We start from the raw sequence: 18,199 nt of genomic DNA, 5'->3' as shown, positions 1-18,199 counted from the left end.
TTAAATATCCTTGACAACCTCCTGCACTCGTGATTCTGCCCAAGTCATAATGTCACTGTAGAGAATATCAACCTGTTCTGTGGGATAGACCCGAAACCAGAGAAAACTATCAAGAGTTTCCCCTGATGTGGGAATCATTAACCCCGCCAATGCGATTAATTGACCATCAGCATTTTCCCACTCGTCAGGCAGAGCAACGGCTTCACAGGTTTTCAGGAGGGGTGCGATCGCGTCTAAGTCTGTTTTACCCCTGTGGGGGCGCATGGTTAGAGTTGTCATAGAATTAAGCAGATGAGTGAGTTGCTGCAATTTGTGCAACTCCATAAGTAATTTACTACATGTATACTACAACTTGGAGCAGAAATAGCACTTCATCCTGTCGATTCACCCAACCGGGTGAACTCGTCGCCCAATCTGAAGCGGTTTCTGTCCCCCAATAAATTGGCTACTAATCAACTTGTACGTTAAGGATTGATTAAATCTTGAGGATGTACAATAGTGATGTTCTGTGTGACTGTAAAATCCTTGGGATTAAACGTCAGCAGATGTGTAATTGCGTGGGCTAACATGACGGCAACAATTCGAGCATCATGAGTCCGTTTACCCATTACTTTGTTGGCACTGACTAAACGTAACCAGTTGGGAAAAATCTCTGGAGACTCTTCCAATAAGGGAAATTGAAGCAGAAGTTGTTGGATTATGTCATGCACTTGCTCTGTTGTCCATCCTAAACCATTAACCTCAACTGGACGGGTAGCAACTACCCAAAATTCAATCATGACTTGTGCTGTAAGAAAACACTCGTCACCCTGGTTCAGCAATTGAGTAACTGCATCTACAGCTAGAGTGTGATCTAAATCCGAACGATTACAGAAGCGCAGGACTATATTAGTATCTAGCAGGTATCGCGTCATTCCTCATAAATGCTATCTCGACTAATCGCTTCCATTGATAAACTTGGACTATTTTTAGGTAGTTGTGATACCCATTCCCGAAAATATCTCACCCGTTCCGTTGGTGTGAATCTTTCCCAAATAGGAGTTGATAAGCTGACTCGCCCAAGCTGATAGTTAATGAAAGCAGCGACGACTTCTAGTTGCTCCTCGCTCAGCCTGTCTATTGCATTTTTCAGGGTTTCTCGCCGTGTAACCATTGCTTTGTTGAGTTTTTAGGTATTAACTGCTTCCACTATTTCCACCTGAGTTAACCGATTGATTTCCTTCGGAGGATTTGGGAGCGCTTGTGGCACTTGGAGTATTCGGAGATTGCTGACTTTGGGGAGGTTTAGGACGAAGCTTCGATGCTCCATTCACACTATCATTTCCTCGGTGATAAGCAGGAGAGTTGTTTATCCGATTTGAATAGTCTTGATTCATAGTTATCTCTGGTTTATTCAAGCTATGTGTTGCGGAATCAATTCCGATTATCAGGGTAAACAGGACAGCAAAAATAAAACTGAAGGCAGACACTTTATCTAATATACCTAAAATTTGATCTTGCTCTTCAGATTGACTGAGTATCTGCTCAAGATGAATGGCGTTTCTGTCAAAAATCAAAATAATGGTGATTGCTGTAATCAAAAATAAAAAAATAGCAATCCCAAAAAGGACAGCTTGTTGGATGGTTGAGACACCACCTATCTTGAGCAAAGTGACCAGTAACCCGATAGCCGTGACCGACAAGCTTAATAGCTGTTTATCTCGCTCAAGTTTTGTCGTAAACCAAGCGCTGAGCGCAGCGCTGTAGTAGGCTTTGTCTTTTGCATCGTATTCTTCCTTGTCTGAAGTATTTATCACGGCAGAAATCAGACACTGTTTTAGTCTCTAAGGATTTAATAGTAGCATATCAATTATAAGGTGGGTTAGACCCGCCACTACAACTGAGATAGAATTTTATCATAATCTGCGTGTGGACCAATCCAAAACCAAACAATATCGTTTTAAGTAGTCGGACATAAATAAACGGCTCTGTGTTAAGAAAGGTAAAAGCCAGCCCAATTGTTATGTCACAAGCATGGAGGCAGTATTTACAAAACTTTATACAGCTCCCAAAACTTTTGTCCGACTACTTACCTGTGAAGAAGGAAACGTAATGCAAGAAGCGGCTGAATTACGGGTTTGCCCGCAATAATTCCTATGTAGCCTACGATGCAGACTTAATCATAGCCGCTCAAGCCATCGTTATTAAGAGTATAGGAATAGACATAATTATTGCCACAACGGATACCGAAGAGTTTAACCGATTGCTCAAACAGCATCATATTAAAGCTAGACGCTGGAAAGATATTAAACCTGGGCTAAACAGTTGAAAACTTGAATTTCTACCTAAAGATAGAGGTAATTTTGATCCATTAGCCTTGTATTTGTAGGGGCGCAAGCCTTGCGCCCAAAAAACTGGCATGAAGCTGTAAAAATTCTTTACAAACTGCTGGAGATTACAAAAATTGACTTAAGTCAAAGCGTTATCTGCCAAAAATTTCCTAGAGTAGAGACATAGAGACTGATATAGGAAAAAGTAACTCATGTTTTGCGAACAATGTGAACAAACCGCCAGTGGTAATGGCTGTCATCAATGGGGCGCATGTGGCAAAAGCCCTCAACTTAACGCCGTTCAAGATTTATTAGTCTACTGCTTGCGCGGACTTGCGCCAGTGGTTATTAAAGCCCGTCAGTTAGGCATTTCTACTCACGATGAGGATGTCTTCACCTGCGAATCCTTATTCGCCACGATGACGAATGTCAATTTTGACCGGAAACGCTTTACTCAGTATGTCCGTGACTGTATCGAGAAGCGAGATAATTTAAAAGCCAAAGTCAAAGAAACTAGCCCTGAACCCGTTAAATGGACAAGAGTATCTGGGTATCATCCTGATTTTAATGAGAGTTTAGTCGAACAGGGTCAAGATTTAGCATTAGGCTTCATTAGTGAATCGGCGCGGGATGTTGACATTTTCTCCCTGAAACTCACAGTTCTCTATGGGATTAAGGGCGCTGCTTCCTACACCTTTCATGCTCAAGAATTGGGACAAGAAGATGAGCAGGTGTATCACTTCATTCAAGAAGCCTTAGATGCCCTGAATCATCAAGATTTAACCTTGGATGATTGGGTAAATTTAGCTTTAAAGGTAGGAGAAATTAACCTGCGGGCGATGGAATTATTGGATGCGGGACATACCAATACCTATGGACATCCCACGCCAACCCCTGTTCCCCTCAATCCCCGAAAAGGCAAAGCTCTCCTGGTTTCGGGACATGATATCAGACAACTGGAAGCCATCCTGAAACAAACGGCTGATAAAGGGATTACGGTTTACACCCACGGCGAACTTTTACCCGCTCACGGTTATCCTTTACTCAAACAGAACTATCCCCATCTGTATGGGCATTATGGTACAGCTTGGCAGAATCAAACTAAAGAGTTTGCTAAGTTTCCGGGGGCGATTATTGTCACTACCAATTGTTTGATGCCGCCCCATGACACCTATGATGAGAAACTGTTTACCATTGGTCCTGTTGGGTTTGCCGGCATCAACTATATTCCGGCGGAGGAGGGTAACATCCCCGACTTTAGCCCCGCAATTCAAAAATCCTTAGATATGCCTGGGTTTGTGGAAGAGCAACCCCCGCGTCAGGTGATGGCAGGATTTGCCCGGAATGCAGTGTTAAATGTGGCGGATCAAGTGATTGATGGGGTTAAACAAGGCAAAATTCGTCACTTCTTCTTAGTTGGCGGTTGTGATGGCGCGAAACCAGAGCGCAATTACTACACTGAATTTGTGGAAAAAGTACCGGAAGATTGTATCGTTCTAACTTTAGCTTGTGGTAAGTTCCGTTTCTTTGACAAGCAGTTGGGAGAAATTGGTTCTCTGCCTCGGTTGATGGATGTGGGACAATGTAATGATGCGTATTCAGCGATTCAAATTGCCTTGGGATTAGCGAAGGCGTTTGATATGGATGTGAATCAATTGCCTCTATCGATGATTCTATCTTGGTATGAACAGAAGGCGGTTGCTGTGTTGTTGACGCTGCTGTATCTGGGAATTAAGGATATTCGTTTAGGTCCGACGTTACCCGCGTTTATTTCTCCGAATGTTTTCAAATTGCTGTCGGAGAAGTATCAGTTGAAGGCGATTACGACACCAGATGAGGATTTAGCGGCTTGTTTGGGTTGAGTTAGTTAGATGAGGGGGTGTCATTATTACACCCCTTTCACTTGGATGTGGAGTTTCTTTGCGGTTATGTTGTACCGTTTTCCCCAGCATGTGCAAAAGATGTGAGCTTGCTCCCCCTTAGAGATTCCCCTTCCCTCCCTCTTCAAAAGGGGAAAACCAAGGGATATGGGAGCTTTTATTTTTTCGGGGGCTGGGGGAATCTGAATGGGTAGTAAGCCGAAGGGAAATTGGTATTAGGCTCCTTGCACAACTCGGTTGTTACGCACTGAATAGCTCCAACCTTGGTTGATGTATCCTTTACTTTCTTTATTGTTCTTCTTTTCATCCGTGGATTTTATTGAAAAATCAATTAACAATTCATTTTTATCTCTTTGGATTGGTGCATCATAATACTCAGCCGCAAAACGATTGAGTAAATTGTCATGTGTCAGAAGTTGCTTACCACGCTCAAGAGCAGTTGCCAATATTAGAATGTCATTGACAGTGTTACGAACATTACCTTTGCAGTTATGTTCAGCAATGAAGCGTGAAAATAAATCCAGAGCTTGCTCTATTGTTAATCGATTGAGAGAGTAACAATAGTAATTGTTATCCAAAATGTACTTCATTCGTTTTTTAAGATATTTTTGTTTTTGTTTTGATAGATGGGAGATGCTAAGTTTATATAATTCAAAGTGTTTACCATTAATGATTTCTGAAATAGCTTCGTTCCCAAACTCACGATAAGGTGGAAACTGATTGCTAAAATCAATAATTACTTGATCGGTACGGCGAGTACCCATCTTAGCCGTTTTAGGATTTCCCAAGTGAGAGCGAAACCAAAAAGTATTTTCTGAATCCAGGAGATGTGAATATCTAACTGGATGCATAACGTAGTAATCAGGTCGATCTGAGATTTGCGGTTGAGCTAACAGAAACTCGTTAGCTGTGATCGCTGAAATTGCCAAATGCTGGTTGTGATTGTTGTACCCAACCTCTTTGAAACAGTATGAAAGTACTTGCGTATCAATAATCGTATGCATGACTTAGTTGTCCGCTACAGTCATATTAGTTGAACCTAGCCTATTTATTCAAATTTTAACTTTGTCGGTCAGCAGTATCCTGCGAGGAAACACGATCGCGTACAATTTCAAGATGCCATTCACCGAACAGGTATCTGCTCAGGTACAGCAATTATTAAATCCCAAAGTTGCTGAACGTAATCAATTTGCTGCTCTTTGCTTAACTGCTCGAATCCAGGTGGAATAGCTAAAGGCTGAGAGATAGACATGGGTGACACGAACTAAGGGCTAGTCACCACCATAATAGCTTGGCAGACCGTCTACGGTGCGATGGGACAAGTTCCAGCATCTGAGACGCGATCGCGAAAGTGATACAGATGAAGTAGATGTTGGGTTTCCTCGCCTTTTCCCAACCTAAGACGATGAGCGAACTAAACCATTGCAGAATCAGCAAGATGAGAAAGGTTATTCTCAAGGCTGAACTCAACTTGGAAATCTGTAGCTTTAACCTTGGGAATAACTTTGCCTTTATCTTTCACTAGCTCAACTATTCCATATCTTTCTAAAGTTTTTAGTGTTCTAGACAGGTTAGACTTCTTCCGATGGGTTAGCTCTTCAAGCTCTGAAATAGAACGGGGTTCATGGTTAATGATTATTCTCAGCAAGTCTTGATTTTCATTACTCAAGACTTGGGCTAGCGACTTCATCGATTCAAACCATACTTTCGGTTCATCTTTTTGTGGTTTATATTCTCCTTTGGCAATCGCTATAGTTCTTTTGATGTAATCTTCTCTAGAAATAACCCCTATTTTCATAACCTTATTTTCCATGGAAATCATCTCTTATTTTCGCATAATAATGCGACTCACATCAGTCCAAAAATCTTCTAGTAGTTGACCTGCGCTTTCAAACTCATAAGCTTCTACAACATTTCGTTTGTGTTTGTGATCCCAGACAGTTCGATTAGCCGTGTATTTATTCCCTTTACGCTTTATTCCATGTGCATTATCGTATCCGATAATTCTTTCATTTCTACTGTTATGTAAAGTCAAACTATATTTGATGCCATGGGGTATATGCTCATTTGGAGCCACCTTCCGAGCTTCAAATTTCGTCCAATAGCCATTTTCCATGGGGAAGATTTCCCCATCTAGGTCAAGTAACGTTTCAAGTCCGTAGTCCCTATCTTCTTGGCTCAAAATATACCTGTCTTTAATATTCTGTAGAGACAGTTATCATCAGATCATAACTTTATTATGTCTCTTTTGTCAATCAACCTCTATAAAGGGGAAACGCTGCAAGTTCGTGCTACAGTGCGATTGGGCAAGTTCCAGCATCTGAGACGCGATCGAACTGGCTTGTGTCCGGTATATTAACTTAACTTAAATGGTACGCTCAGATGAGGCTGGTGGGCAATGCCCACCCTACGGTATATCAAGGGTTTCGGCGATTCCAAAATGCACATTCTCAGTGTCATTCAACTTAACTTTTTAGGCTAAGTTTTTGTCGCCATTGCTTTCAATGTAGCGACGTAGAACAGTATTAATGAGTGTCTTGTATTCTGTCTCTTGGGCTTTGAACCAAGCTATTACATCTGGGTCGATCTGAATAAGATGGCGTGCTTTATCTGCTGGAATTCGCAGTGTCGCGCCCTCAAAAAATTCATCTGTCAACGGTGGGATTTCAGAATAATCAATATCTTCATCAGACATTGATTCGAGTGCTTCCCAATTAGTACGTGAGGTATTGTTCAAATCGTTTTCGCTCATATCGATTTGCCTTTCGTGCTGAGATCAATCCGGATTACATCACCCTGTCGTTCTGTCCAGACGACAACCGCTACACCATTACCGAGAAAACCGATACCGAACCACCGATCCTCCCCATAATCAAAACGGTCATCTAGCTCAATCAGCATTGGACTTTCAAAAATTGCAGGAACGTCTGCGAAGTCAATTTGATGTTTACGAATGTTTTCGATATTCTTGGCTTCGTCCCATTCAAACTGCATGAAAATTTAATGCGCGCTAATTAAGCTATTTTACTACTATTTTATACTAATTCTGCTAAAAGACGAGTCGCGATCGCATCTTGCTCTTCTTCTGGCAATTTCTCAAGCTGTGCAATAACGCGCTGAAGTAATTCAGTCATCTTTCCTAACTGTAGATAGTCCTCTACAAAGCATCATAGCAGTACGCTGTAAACGTCTGGTTAAAATGCTAACGACTGTGGCGCGATCGCACTGGCTTGTGTCCGGTATATTAACTTAACTTAAATGGTACGCTCAGATGAGGCTGGTGGGCAATGCCCACTACGGTAGATCAAGGGTTTCGGTGATACCCAAATGCTTAAGCCGTTCGGCATTTAAACCTTAATGTTACTCATGGCGAAATCCTTGCCGTAGTGCGAGCATCTTGCTCGCTACTCATACCCAATTTAAATTAACCTCAAGGATGCGATCGCACTCATTTTCTAATGTAACCTGATGTTATATAGCGTTGACATTTTGCTTTAACCACTCAACAAATTATAGCACTTGTAGCCATCTAGTAAGAAATGTCTTGTTTGTTTGTAAGGATAAACCTTCTGGCGTCAACTAAACCTACAGCTTAAGCGTTTGTGGTACGCGATCGCGAGTGCTTATGACGAAGACAGCGTAACGACGAATCTACTATTATCTGGAATCTTGAGACTGTCCACATTGTTTACAATAGGGTAAATACTTATAAGTCATACTGTGACAATTCTGACATTCAGCGTATTGATAAAAACCACAGTGGGGACAGTATTCATCATGGGTCGGAATTTTATTAGCACACCTGATACAGCGTGATTTTTGAACTCGCCTAGCTGCTTGTACTTTGGGATTAAAGACAATTTTTTGGAAAAACTTGATAATGCCAAACCCAATCAGAGGAATTAGTAAGATATAAGCATAACTGATCAGAAAAACCAGTCCGCCTAAAAGAGTACTAATGATATCAACGAGAAATTGAACGATTGCACCAAATTGCAGAAACTCAAAGATCTTAAAGATGAGTGGCACAAAAAAGACGACTGACAAATGCCAGCTAATTAGGGCAATAAGTCCATATCCTTTTCGTTGAGCAAAATTATAAACTGATAAAGAAAGGAAAATCAGTGGCAACAGGAAAAGCGATTGAAAGCTGAATTGGATGCTCGGATACCAAAAGGATGCCCGCTGGTAGGCATTTTCAATGGACTGAAATGTTCCGTCATCCTTAAGGAAATTGATAAAAACTAAACTTTCGGGTTTTGCCGTCAGTTGATTTTTAAGCTCAGCAATTTCCTGTTTAAGCCTAGCGATATTGCGGTTATTTTGTTCAAGTTGCTGTTTGGCTTGCTCTGCACCCACTCTATTAATGGACTGATCACGAGACTGACCTGCTATTTTTTCCAATAGAGTTGAGTCATACTGCTCACGAATACTGCGATTCGTTTGTTCAAGCTGACTTATTTGTTCTTGTTTCTGATCAATAGCCGCTATGATTTGCTGATTTTCTGGATTATTGAGTTTATCTTTATAACTGCCGTACTCTAGGCAGGTTGGAGAAACAGTACCTAGATGTCCTACCGCTGCTTGTTGATAGGTTTGCTGGAAAGTAGATTGATAGTTTCTTGCAGAAATAACTGAGGACTGGATAATCTCATAATCTTTATCTGAAGTTGTTTTGGTTTGGTAATTTTTCCACTCAGAATAACAGGGATAAGCCTGGGAAGGGTTAATATACCATTGGCTAATATCATTCAGTCCGGTAAAAACATTGACTAAAATAAAAATATCAATCAAAATAATGACAATCAAACTTATCTTGTTCAGAGGTTCATCGTTGATTGTCCTTGATCTTCTAAAAAACCGATTCAACAGACGGCGTATTTGGGTAAGCATAGTGTTTTTTCCTAATTTTCGGTATTTGATGATTGGTTAGCTGTGTACATGGGATACAAAATCTACCCTTCCTCTCCAGACACAAATTTGCCGGATTCCCAGTCAACCTCTGTACAACGACAGAATTCATTGCCGCATAAATCTGCGGTTAAGGAGTTATAAGGTTATGAAACGATGGATTGTGCTGATAATAGTCGGTTGTTTGGGTAGCGTAACGGCGTTGGAAATGGCTTTAGCTAATCCATCGCCAGATAAGAGAAACGAGAATCACCTCTACGCTCTCACTCAAAACTCAACTCTTAAACTTGATCAGGTTTGGGAGTTGATTGAAAACGCTCGTGCTTCAGCTAAGGTGAATCAGTTGGCTCAGGCTACCCGATTCTTATCACAAGCCTTTGAACTGGCGCAAACCCTAGAGGAACAAACTATCCGCAACCCGCTTTTAGTCAAGATTATCGCAGAGTATAGCAAAATTGGCGCTTACCCAGACGCGATCGCACGACTCTCAAGAATTAGCTATGATGAACTACTACCGGATAATCAAGGCTATTCTGTCAGGATGCAAGGGGAGGTGTTGCTGACTCAAGCCTATATCAATGAGCAAAACTACTCACAAGCGTTAGACTATGCTCAGAACTTAGAACTTGATGCCGCTAAATATCGAGCATTGGTAGAAATTATAGCCGGATATGCCCATCAAGGACAATTTGAAACGGTAATTCCCCTCAGCCAAACCCTGGAAGCCGATAGCTATCAGCAATACCTGGCTCAATCTGCTATTTTAGCGGAATATATCCAGCGCCATCAATACGAATCAGCGTTAGGATTTGTTCAGGGAATACCTAATAGTGAAAATCAAGATAGCATCGCGCGATCGCTAGCTGAGGCGGCGTGGCGTTCCGGACGCTATGATATTGCTTTAGAAAGTGGTCAAATCATTACTAATCTCTCCCTAAAAGTCACAACCTTAAGAAATTTAGCCCAAGCGCTGGTAGCCGTGGGACAGCAGGAAAAAGCGGCGTCAATTGTTTCCCAAGCCTTTGAACTGAGTAAAAAAACTGATGAATTCTTATTATTTGATTGGGTTAAAGATTTTCTCGCCACCGGACAGCAAAACCAAGTTCAGACAATTCTGAATAATCTGACAGGGGCAAAGGATTACCAAACCGCATACAATCGGTTTTTGCTGGCGAATGCTTATCTGAATCAGGGACAATTTAGTGAGGCGTTTAAATATGCAAAACTGATTCCAGATCGGATATTATTACCTCTCGCCGAATATAAAGATCTTAAAGTTGAGCTATTTGACTCGATTATTCAGCAAGCACTAGAAGCTGGGCAATATGACTTTGCTCAGGAGGTTGCCCTAACCCTAACGAATCAGGAAGATCAGGTAAAAACGTTACAAACGATTGCTCGTCATGGGGCAAGAATGGGTCAAACTAATCAAGCGGTTTCCTTACTCAATCAAGCGCTTTCTATTGCCAAAACGATTGAATCCATTTCTGTGGTTCCAGAACGGAGTCTATTTTGGACGGAACCGAATGCTAGTCTTCTCATCCCTATTGCCGATGATTATATCGCCTTAGAACAAAAGCAAGCTGCCCGCGAAACTCTGGAATTAGCCACACAATCGGTGCAAAATTTTGAAACACAATATGCTTTTGATATACCCGTTTGGACAAAAAGTCAAGCCCTGCGCCAGATTGCGGCAAGGTATAGAGAACTAGGGAATCCGGAGCAAGCCGCCGATCTTCTCGCGATCGCACTCGCAGAGATACCCAGCCTAACCAGTAATCGTGACATCATCCAAGAATCCTTAGCTATTGCCACAGCTTATGCCGAATTAGGAAATCCTCAGCCCGGACTTGAGATTATTGAGAAGACTCTGCCCTTAGTGGAAACAGTCGAACAGAAATATGAAAAACTATCCCTGTTAATGAAAATTGCCAATCAATTGATTCAGTTGGGAAATACAGCCAAAGGAGTTGAACTGTTAAATACGGCAAGTTCTGCCATTGGGACATTGGAAAGCGATGCTGAAAAAATTTCATTAATGATCTCCAAAATTGGAATTGATCTAAACCTGGGAGAAGATGTTGACCCGTTAACTCGTCAAACCTTAGAGATGATTCAGGGGTTGAATTCTGAGTATGAACAGTCCAATCACTTAACCAATTTAGCCACAGTCTTGGCTCAGGATAAATCTCAGAACCGGGCGCTAAAGATTATTGAAAGGGTTCCGAATCAACTCGATAAAACCCGCATGATCTTAACCTTGGTTCAAACATCTGCGGCACAAGGTAATCTATCTATCGCCTCCGAGCAACTCAGCCAAGCTTTGACGGTTGCGAATACAATTCGGGACGAGCAACAGCGGGATGAATTACTCGTAAATACAGCCGCACCCCTGGCAAATTTAAATGATTTGAATCACATTTATCAGGATGAAACCTGGCGCTATGATTTTGCCACAGATATTGCCCAAGGGATTACCAATCCTGAAACCAAAGCGACAATTTTAATTAAACTTGCGCTAAAGTATGCTAATGCAGGTGATAGTTTAGCCGCCGGGAAAACCGTAACGGCTGCACTGGAAGCGGCTAAGCAGATTGAGCAGCCCCGACAATGGCAAACTCAACTTTGGGAAACAATTGATGCGGCATTGAGCAAGAAACGTGATGATTTTGTCAAACAAGTGGCGAATGGATTAACGGATGCAACATATAAAACCAGCCTACTGCGGCAACTGGCTCAACACTACGCGATCGCAGATAATCAGCCCAAAGCCCTAGAAACCTTATCCCAAGCCAGACAGATAGCCTCTACCATTGAGAACGAACAGACTAAACAACAAGCCCTAGCCGGGATTGCTCAGCAACAAGGGGGATGGTAGGACATAGATGATCAGGCATTAAACCAACGCCTAGGAGAAGATGGTAGGGGCACCATCCTTGCGCCCAGAAAATAGCTGTACCTATCCTCAAGGTTCTGGAATTAGACCTGGCATATCTGTAAGGATGATATATATTTATATGCCAAAAACAAGGGGCAGATATAAGTGATTGATATTCTGTGGCTCCTCGTCTGTTCTGGCTTGGTATTCCTGATGCAACCGGGGTTTATGTGCCTGGAGTCAGGGCTGACGCGCTCGAAAAATAGTATCAATGTTGCCATCAAAAACTTAGCTGACTTGGGCATATCTATCGCCTTATTTTGGGCGTTCGGATATGCCTTTATGTTTGGCACTTCAGTGCTGGGGTGGATTGGCTCAACTGATTTCTTCGTTCACGTTGAAGCTACACCCCGACTGGCGGCGTTCTTTTTATTCCAAGCCATGTTTTGCAGCACAGCCACCACCATTGTCTCAGGGGCGGTGGCAGAACGGATGAAGTTTAGAGCTTACCTGATCTTAGCGGGTTTGGTTTCCGGTCTGATTTATCCCCTGTTTGGACATTGGGCGTGGAACGGGATTGATTTAGCTCAATCAGTCGGTTGGTTAGAACAGCTTGGCTTTGTCGATTTTGCGGGTTCTACAGTCGTACATAGTCTCGGTGGCTGGGTATCCCTCGCCAGTCTGATGATTATCGGCTCACGCACCGGGCGATTTCCGGATCATCTACCCCCACGAAAAATCCACGGTTCTAATTTACCCCTTTCGGTTTTAGGTGCCATGCTCTTGTGGATTGGCTGGTTGGGGTTCAATGGGGGCAGCACATTGAGCTTAAATGAGCAGGTTCCTAGCATTATCGTGCATACTGTGCTAGCGGGTACTGCGGGAATGATGGCAGCCGGAATGCTTAGTTGGTATCAGTGTCAACTTCCGGAAGTCGAATCCCTCATCAATGGTTCTTTAGCGGGACTCGTCTCGATTACCGCCTCTTGTCATGTTGTCACTTCTCCCGCATCCGTGATTATTGGGGCGGTTGGGGGCGTTATTGCTATCTGGATGTCGAATTGCTTGCAACGGTGGCGGATTGATGATGCGGTAGATGCCATACCCGTGCATTTGGGTGGAGGGATTTGGGGAACATTAGCGGTGGCGTTGTTTGGTCAACCCGAATTAGTGGATACGGGTTTGAATCCAGTGCTTCAACTTGGTGTGCAGGTGCTTGGAATTGTCAGTTGTGGCATCTGGGCATTTGGTTTAACCTATCTCCTACTATTCATCACCAATCGTTACTTACCCCTGCGGGTGAGTGTTGAGGCGGAACAGATGGGTTTAAATGTGTCCGAACATCGCGCCAAAACTGAAATTTATGACCTGTTTCAGGTAATGGAAGCCCAAGCCCAGACCCAAGATTTAAGCTTACGAGTTCCGGTCGAACCCTTTACCCAAGTCGGTCAAATTGCCCAGCGCTATAACCAGGTAATGGATGCCTTAGAAGAGGCTTTAACGCGCACCGATGCCATTGTGAGAACGGCAATGGATGCGATTATTACCTTCACCAAACCCGAACTCAAAATTGTTACCGCTAATCCGAGTGCGAAAGAGATCTTTGGGTATTCCATTAACGAATTCATCAGTATGGATATTCATCAGCTATTGGATTGGTCAACACCCGTAGCCGATGATACAGATATAGGAATGGAACGGTTATTAAAAGTTGGCAGACATGAGATTATTGGGTGTCGGGTTGATGGGTCTCGCTTTCCCCTAGAAGCAACAGTTGTCGAAGCGAAATCGGGTCAATATTGTTTTTATACCGGTACATTTCGTGACATCTCCGAACGCAAACAAGCCCAAGCCGATTTGTTTCGGGCAAATCAGGAAATTACCCTGCTTAATGAACGTCTCAAGGCAGAAAATCTGCGATTGAGTGCTGAACTTGAGATTACCCGTCGCCTGCAACAGATGCTGCTTCCCAAAGAGGCAGAATTGAATCAAATTGCTGACTTAGAGATTTCTAGTTTTATGGAACCGGCGACGGAAGTGGGCGGAGATTATTACGATATATTACCCTATCGCGATCGCGTCAAAATTAGTATTGGTGATGTAACCGGACATGGCTTAGAAAGCGGGGTATTAAGCTTAATGGTACAAACCGCCGTCCGAACGCTATTGGAAAGTAACCAAACTGACCCTAAGCAATTTTTAGATATACTTAATCGCACGATTTATCAAAACGTCCAGCGGATGAACTCAGACAAAAATCTGACTCTAGCTTTGGTGGATTATGAAAAAGGCATCCTCAATTTGAGCGGACAACATGAAGAGATGATTGTCGTGCGGGTTGGAGGTCATATTGAGCGAATTGATACCATTGATTTAGGATTTCCCATTGGTTTAGATGCTGATATTGCTGATTTCGTGGCACATATTCAAGTCCAGTTAAATCCTGGAGATACTGTTGTTCTCTACACCGATGGGATTCCCGAAGCAGAAAATGCCCAAGGTGTACAATATGGCATTGAACGCCTGTGTCAGATTCTCAGTCAGAATTGGCAACGATCTGCTGTCGAAATTCGGCAAGCCGTTATTGATGACCTACGGCAGCATATTGAAGCACAACAACTCTACGATGATATCACCTTACTTGTCATTAAACAAAGAAGAAATGTTATGTAGGGGCGGGTTTCACTATTATCATTTCTTACCTTACCCAGATGAAACTAAACCCGCCCCGACTGAGTGAGATAGTTTTAGATTTTAATGACCTGTTCCCTATTCCTTGAAAAACGACAAATGACGAATGACAAATGACAAATGACAAATAACCGATGGCTTGCAATCCGTTCTCCCCTAAAAACTCGTATTTTTCCTTATTTTGCCGCCTCATTAACGGTAGTCATTCTGCTAACTGTAGTTTGGGGCTTTGAACGAGCCGAACGCCAACGGTTTTCGGAACAACAACGTTCAGATGTCCTCAATCAACTGAGTGCAGCTAGAGCCCGCTTAGAAGCCGCCTTAAACCAGCGACTTTTTCTCACACGGGGGCTAATCGCTTATGTTTCTACGATTAACCCGGACATTACCCAAAACGAATTTGAGCGTCTCTCCAGCGTCCTCATCGAAGAGCAACAGGGAATTGAATTCTTAGCCCTATACAAAGATAACATCGTCAGTCATATCTATCCATTAGCAGGCAATGAAGCCGCGATTGGGTTTAACCCGATGAATATTCCTGAAGAACGAGAAGCCATTGAGAGAGCCATTCAAAATCGACAAACCGTTTTTGCCGGTCCGTTGAAGTTAGAACCCAAAGGGAATTGGGGATTTATTAGTCGAACTCCCATATTTCTCACCCCCCTAAATAAACCCCCCCAAAGTGGTCGCTATTGGGGTCTAGTGGGTATTGGTTTTGACCAAAATACTCTATTTAAAGAAGCCGGATTACTCAATCCTTCCACTCAACTCCAGTATGCAATTCGTGGTAAAGATGGATTGGGTGAAACAGGAGAATTATTTTTCGGCGATGGGAGTATTTTTCAACAAAATCCTGTCCGTTTAGAGGTAACGTTGCCTAACGGATCATGGCAATTAGCGGCGATTCCCGCCAACAGATGGTCATCAACGGCGCCCATTTCCAAATGGTTGTGGATAGGGGGCGGATTATCAGCACTATTAGCTGGGGTATTAGTTTACATATTAGTCAGTGAGCCAGTGCGACTGCAAAAAGCGGTACAACGAGGGACTATCGCATTGCGCCGGAGTCAAGAAGCACTCCAAAAAGTGAATGAAGAATTAGAAACGAGAGTGGAAGAACGCACGGCTCAATTGGCTCAAGCGAATCAGGAAATTACCCTGCTCAATAGTCGCTTGAAAGCAGAAAATCTGCGGTTGAGTGCTGAGGTTGAGGTGACACGTCGCCTGCAACAGATGATGTTACCTAAAGAGGAGGAACTGAATCAGATTGCTGAATTAGAAATCGCTGGCTTTATGGAACCCGCAACTGAAGTCGGTGGTGACTATTATGATGTTCTCCAAAACAATGGTCATGTGACAATTGGCATTGGTGATGTCACGGGACATGGGTTAGAAAGTGGCGTCTTGATGATTATGGTGCAAACCGCTGTGAGAACCTTGTTGGAAGGAGCGAAAACGGATTCTAAGCAATTTTTAAGTGTCCTCAATCGGACAATTTATCACAACATCCAGCGAATGAAATCCGAAAAAAATCTCACCCTCTCTCTCCTAGACTATCACCAAGATAAACTGCGCTTGAGTGGACAACATGAAGAGATGATAGTCGTGCGTTCTGGTGGTAGAATTGAGCGGATTGATACCATCGATTTAGGCTTTCCCGTGGGTTTAGTCGCCGATATTAGCGATTTTGTCGCCGATGCGGAAATCCAGTTAAATCCTGGAGATGTGGTGGTTCTCTACACCGATGGGATTCCCGAAGCCGAAAATGCCCAAGGTGTACAATATGGCATTGAACGCCTGTGTCAGATTCTCAGTCAGAATTGGCAACGATCTGCTGTTGAAATTCGGCAAGCCGTGATTGAGGATGTGCGGCGACATATTGGGTCACAAAAGGTTTATGATGATATAACGCTATTAGTGATTAAACCCAAACCATCTTTACTGCGCGATCGCTCCCTGATCGCACCAATTAAACAGGATGGTTAGGGAATAAGGAACTGGGAAAAAAGTTACGGCTGACTTTAACAAGTTATTATTGTTTTCTTTGGCACTCCTCAAACAGACTACCGACAAACGCGATATGACTCAGATCTTTGGAGATTTCAATGAGCAGCTACCTCCCAGTGAGGAATACCTGATTATCCAATTTTCACCCAGTTCGATTCCGTTAAAGCACCGCTGGCGGAATAATGGGTTATCCGCCGATTTCATGGCTGACTATGTGGTAACATTTTTTCCGACCAACCCAGAGGATACAGATGTTACAGCTCAACAATTGGAAATTAAGAGTGCCGTGAGTTACATTGCCAATGAGCTGTTAGAGAACGCCATGAAGTTTAACGATGATACCTCACCGCAACCCATTAGCATTGCTCTACACCTGTATAGCAACAGCTTAGTCTTCTTAACAAAAAATACGGTTCCTCCCCAAATCCTGGGTGATTTTCAGGCGTATCTCCAGCAATTGACGACATCAGACCCCCAAGAGTTGTATATTCATCAGTTAGAACAAAATGCGGCAGACGAAACCAACACGGCTTCTCGCTTAGGATTTTTAACCATGATCAATGACTACATGGCAACCCTCGGCTGGAAGTTTGAAACCCTGGCAAAGACACCACCTGTTACTACCGTCACCACAATGGTGCGATTGATGGTATAGTATTCCTTTGTCCATAATAGAGAAAATAAAGATCGATTTAAAAAGTTAAAAGTTAAAGAATAAGATTAAAATGCCCTATATTTTAGAGCTGACGGTTCGTTGTTTTGAATCACGCCATTAACATCTGCGATAATTTATTTGAAGCCATTGGCAAACAGAAAGTCAATTTTAATTTCCCGAAAAGTCTATAACTAATTTTACTGATTTGCTAAGTTTTTAAGAAAGTCATAATTTTGTCAAGGATGGGAAAAATGGAAGTTAAAAGCGACACGTATAGTGTGTTTTATGATACAGAAAATTCGACCGTTTATTGGAAAGGTTCCCTGCGGCTAAGTGGCTCTGAAGAATATGCGCCGATTATCGATTTACTCGATCAAGCCATAGACAGTCAGCCCTCTATCCTGACGCTAAACTTACGAGATCTGCAATTTCTCAACAGTTCGGGAATTAGTATGTTGTCGAAATTTGCGATTAAAGTTCGACAGAAAAAGACGATTAAAATGATTGTGAAAGGCTCTCAGAATATTCCGTGGCAAGGTAAGTCATTAAAAAACTTACAGCGGCTAATGCCAAGTTTGACTCTAGAAGTCGAGTAGTGTATAGGGAAATGATACCATAACATTCCTTAATCAGGGCGCACGTCGTCAGTCCTTGGTGTCAACTTAAGTCACAACCCTTACCCATTCTCGTTTCCAGGCTAATTGCTGGAAATGCTCCTTAAGCGGCTCCAGCCGCTTGTCAAAGGAGGCGGAGCCTCAACAGAGGCATTCCCAGGCTAAGCCTGGGAACGAGAGTGTGCCTGGAAGCCTGCTCACTAACTGATTTGGCTTAAGTTGACACGGATGGTTGTCGGTGCGATCGCGAATTG

General features: G+C 42.8%; 16 protein-coding genes and 1 pseudogene. 6 read left to right on the top strand and 11 right to left on the bottom strand.

Translation table 11 applies throughout. The features are described 5' to 3' along the window. The 4 genes from RID09_RS06055 to RID09_RS06040 form a co-directional block, all read right to left on the bottom strand. Positions 1-324: a hypothetical protein gene (locus RID09_RS06055; protein ID WP_446335051.1), complete on the bottom strand. Its 324-nt coding sequence runs from the start codon at positions 322-324 to the stop codon at positions 1-3. Between the two features lie 140 nt (positions 325-464). Beyond that, positions 465-914 (bottom strand): type II toxin-antitoxin system VapC family toxin, encoded by a 450-nt coding sequence (locus tag RID09_RS06050; RefSeq protein WP_446335050.1) that lies wholly within the window; start codon positions 912-914, stop codon positions 465-467. Continuing rightward, positions 911-1,153 (bottom strand): hypothetical protein, encoded by a 243-nt coding sequence (locus RID09_RS06045; protein ID WP_446335049.1) that lies wholly within the window; start codon positions 1,151-1,153, stop codon positions 911-913. The genes RID09_RS06050 and RID09_RS06045 overlap by 4 nt, the downstream gene beginning before the upstream one ends. 22 nt (positions 1,154-1,175) lie before the next feature. Next, positions 1,176-1,796, bottom strand: a complete 621-nt coding sequence (locus RID09_RS06040) for a hypothetical protein (protein ID WP_446335048.1) — start codon at positions 1,794-1,796, stop codon at positions 1,176-1,178. Positions 1,797-2,521: 725 nt separating this feature from the next. Here RID09_RS06040 and hcp point away from each other — a divergent pair. Next, positions 2,522-4,171, top strand: a complete 1,650-nt coding sequence (gene hcp, locus RID09_RS06035; RefSeq protein ID WP_446335047.1) for a hydroxylamine reductase — start codon at positions 2,522-2,524, stop codon at positions 4,169-4,171. A gap of 233 nt (positions 4,172-4,404) precedes the next feature. Here the strand turns inward: hcp and RID09_RS06030 are convergent, their stop codons facing one another. The 7 genes and pseudogenes from RID09_RS06030 to RID09_RS06000 all read right to left on the bottom strand — a co-directional run bounded on the left by RID09_RS06030 (position 4,405) and on the right by RID09_RS06000 (position 9,082). Further along, a complete protein-coding gene (locus RID09_RS06030; RefSeq protein WP_446335046.1) occupies positions 4,405-5,193 on the bottom strand; it encodes a hypothetical protein in 789 nt (262 codons plus the stop codon). Positions 5,194-5,312: 119 nt separating this feature from the next. Beyond that, on the bottom strand, positions 5,313-5,441 hold the full coding sequence (locus RID09_RS06025) for a hypothetical protein (RefSeq protein WP_446335045.1): 129 nt from the start codon (positions 5,439-5,441) through the stop codon (positions 5,313-5,315). Between the two features lie 162 nt (positions 5,442-5,603). After that, the gene (locus RID09_RS06020) at positions 5,604-6,002 is read right to left on the bottom strand and encodes an HVO_A0114 family putative DNA-binding protein (RefSeq protein WP_446335044.1); all 399 of its coding nucleotides are present in this window, start codon (positions 6,000-6,002) and stop codon (positions 5,604-5,606) included. A gap of 12 nt (positions 6,003-6,014) precedes the next feature. Continuing rightward, positions 6,015-6,371 (bottom strand): toxin-antitoxin system TumE family protein, encoded by a 357-nt coding sequence (locus RID09_RS06015; RefSeq protein WP_446335043.1) that lies wholly within the window; start codon positions 6,369-6,371, stop codon positions 6,015-6,017. 291 nt (positions 6,372-6,662) lie between these two features. Beyond that, positions 6,663-6,941 (bottom strand): BrnA antitoxin family protein, encoded by a 279-nt coding sequence (locus RID09_RS06010; RefSeq protein WP_446335042.1) that lies wholly within the window; start codon positions 6,939-6,941, stop codon positions 6,663-6,665. Then, positions 6,904-7,183: pseudogene (locus tag RID09_RS06005) on the bottom strand (BrnT family toxin). The gene RID09_RS06010 and the pseudogene RID09_RS06005 overlap by 38 nt, the downstream one beginning before the upstream one ends. A 663-nt stretch (positions 7,184-7,846) precedes the next feature. Beyond that, positions 7,847-9,082 (bottom strand): hypothetical protein, encoded by a 1,236-nt coding sequence (locus RID09_RS06000; RefSeq protein WP_446335041.1) that lies wholly within the window; start codon positions 9,080-9,082, stop codon positions 7,847-7,849. 166 nt (positions 9,083-9,248) lie between these two features. Here RID09_RS06000 and RID09_RS05995 point away from each other — a divergent pair, with 166 nt between their 5' ends. From RID09_RS05995 to RID09_RS05975, 5 genes are all read left to right on the top strand, one after another. Beyond that, positions 9,249-11,978: a tetratricopeptide repeat protein gene (locus tag RID09_RS05995; RefSeq protein ID WP_446335040.1), complete on the top strand. Its 2,730-nt coding sequence runs from the start codon at positions 9,249-9,251 to the stop codon at positions 11,976-11,978. A gap of 165 nt (positions 11,979-12,143) precedes the next feature. Next, positions 12,144-14,651, top strand: coding sequence for an ammonium transporter (gene amt, locus RID09_RS05990; RefSeq protein ID WP_446335039.1), 2,508 nt, complete (start codon positions 12,144-12,146; stop codon positions 14,649-14,651). Positions 14,652-14,789: 138 nt separating this feature from the next. Further along, entirely contained in the window at positions 14,790-16,655 is a 1,866-nt protein-coding gene (locus RID09_RS05985) for a SpoIIE family protein phosphatase (RefSeq protein WP_446335038.1), read from the top strand. Positions 16,656-16,749: 94 nt separating this feature from the next. Beyond that, on the top strand, positions 16,750-17,331 hold the full coding sequence (locus RID09_RS05980; protein WP_446335037.1) for a slr1658 superfamily regulator: 582 nt from the start codon (positions 16,750-16,752) through the stop codon (positions 17,329-17,331). Positions 17,332-17,582: 251 nt separating this feature from the next. Further along, positions 17,583-17,927, top strand: a complete 345-nt coding sequence (locus tag RID09_RS05975) for a slr1659 superfamily regulator (protein ID WP_446335036.1) — start codon at positions 17,583-17,585, stop codon at positions 17,925-17,927. Positions 17,928-18,199: the final 272 nt, after the last annotated feature.

It is taken from the genome of Coleofasciculus sp. G1-WW12-02, assembly GCF_040219735.1.
In the GTDB taxonomy this organism is placed as follows: Bacteria; Cyanobacteriota; Cyanobacteriia; order Cyanobacteriales; family Coleofasciculaceae; genus Coleofasciculus.
This window is presented reverse-complemented; position numbering and strand designations above follow the sequence as displayed.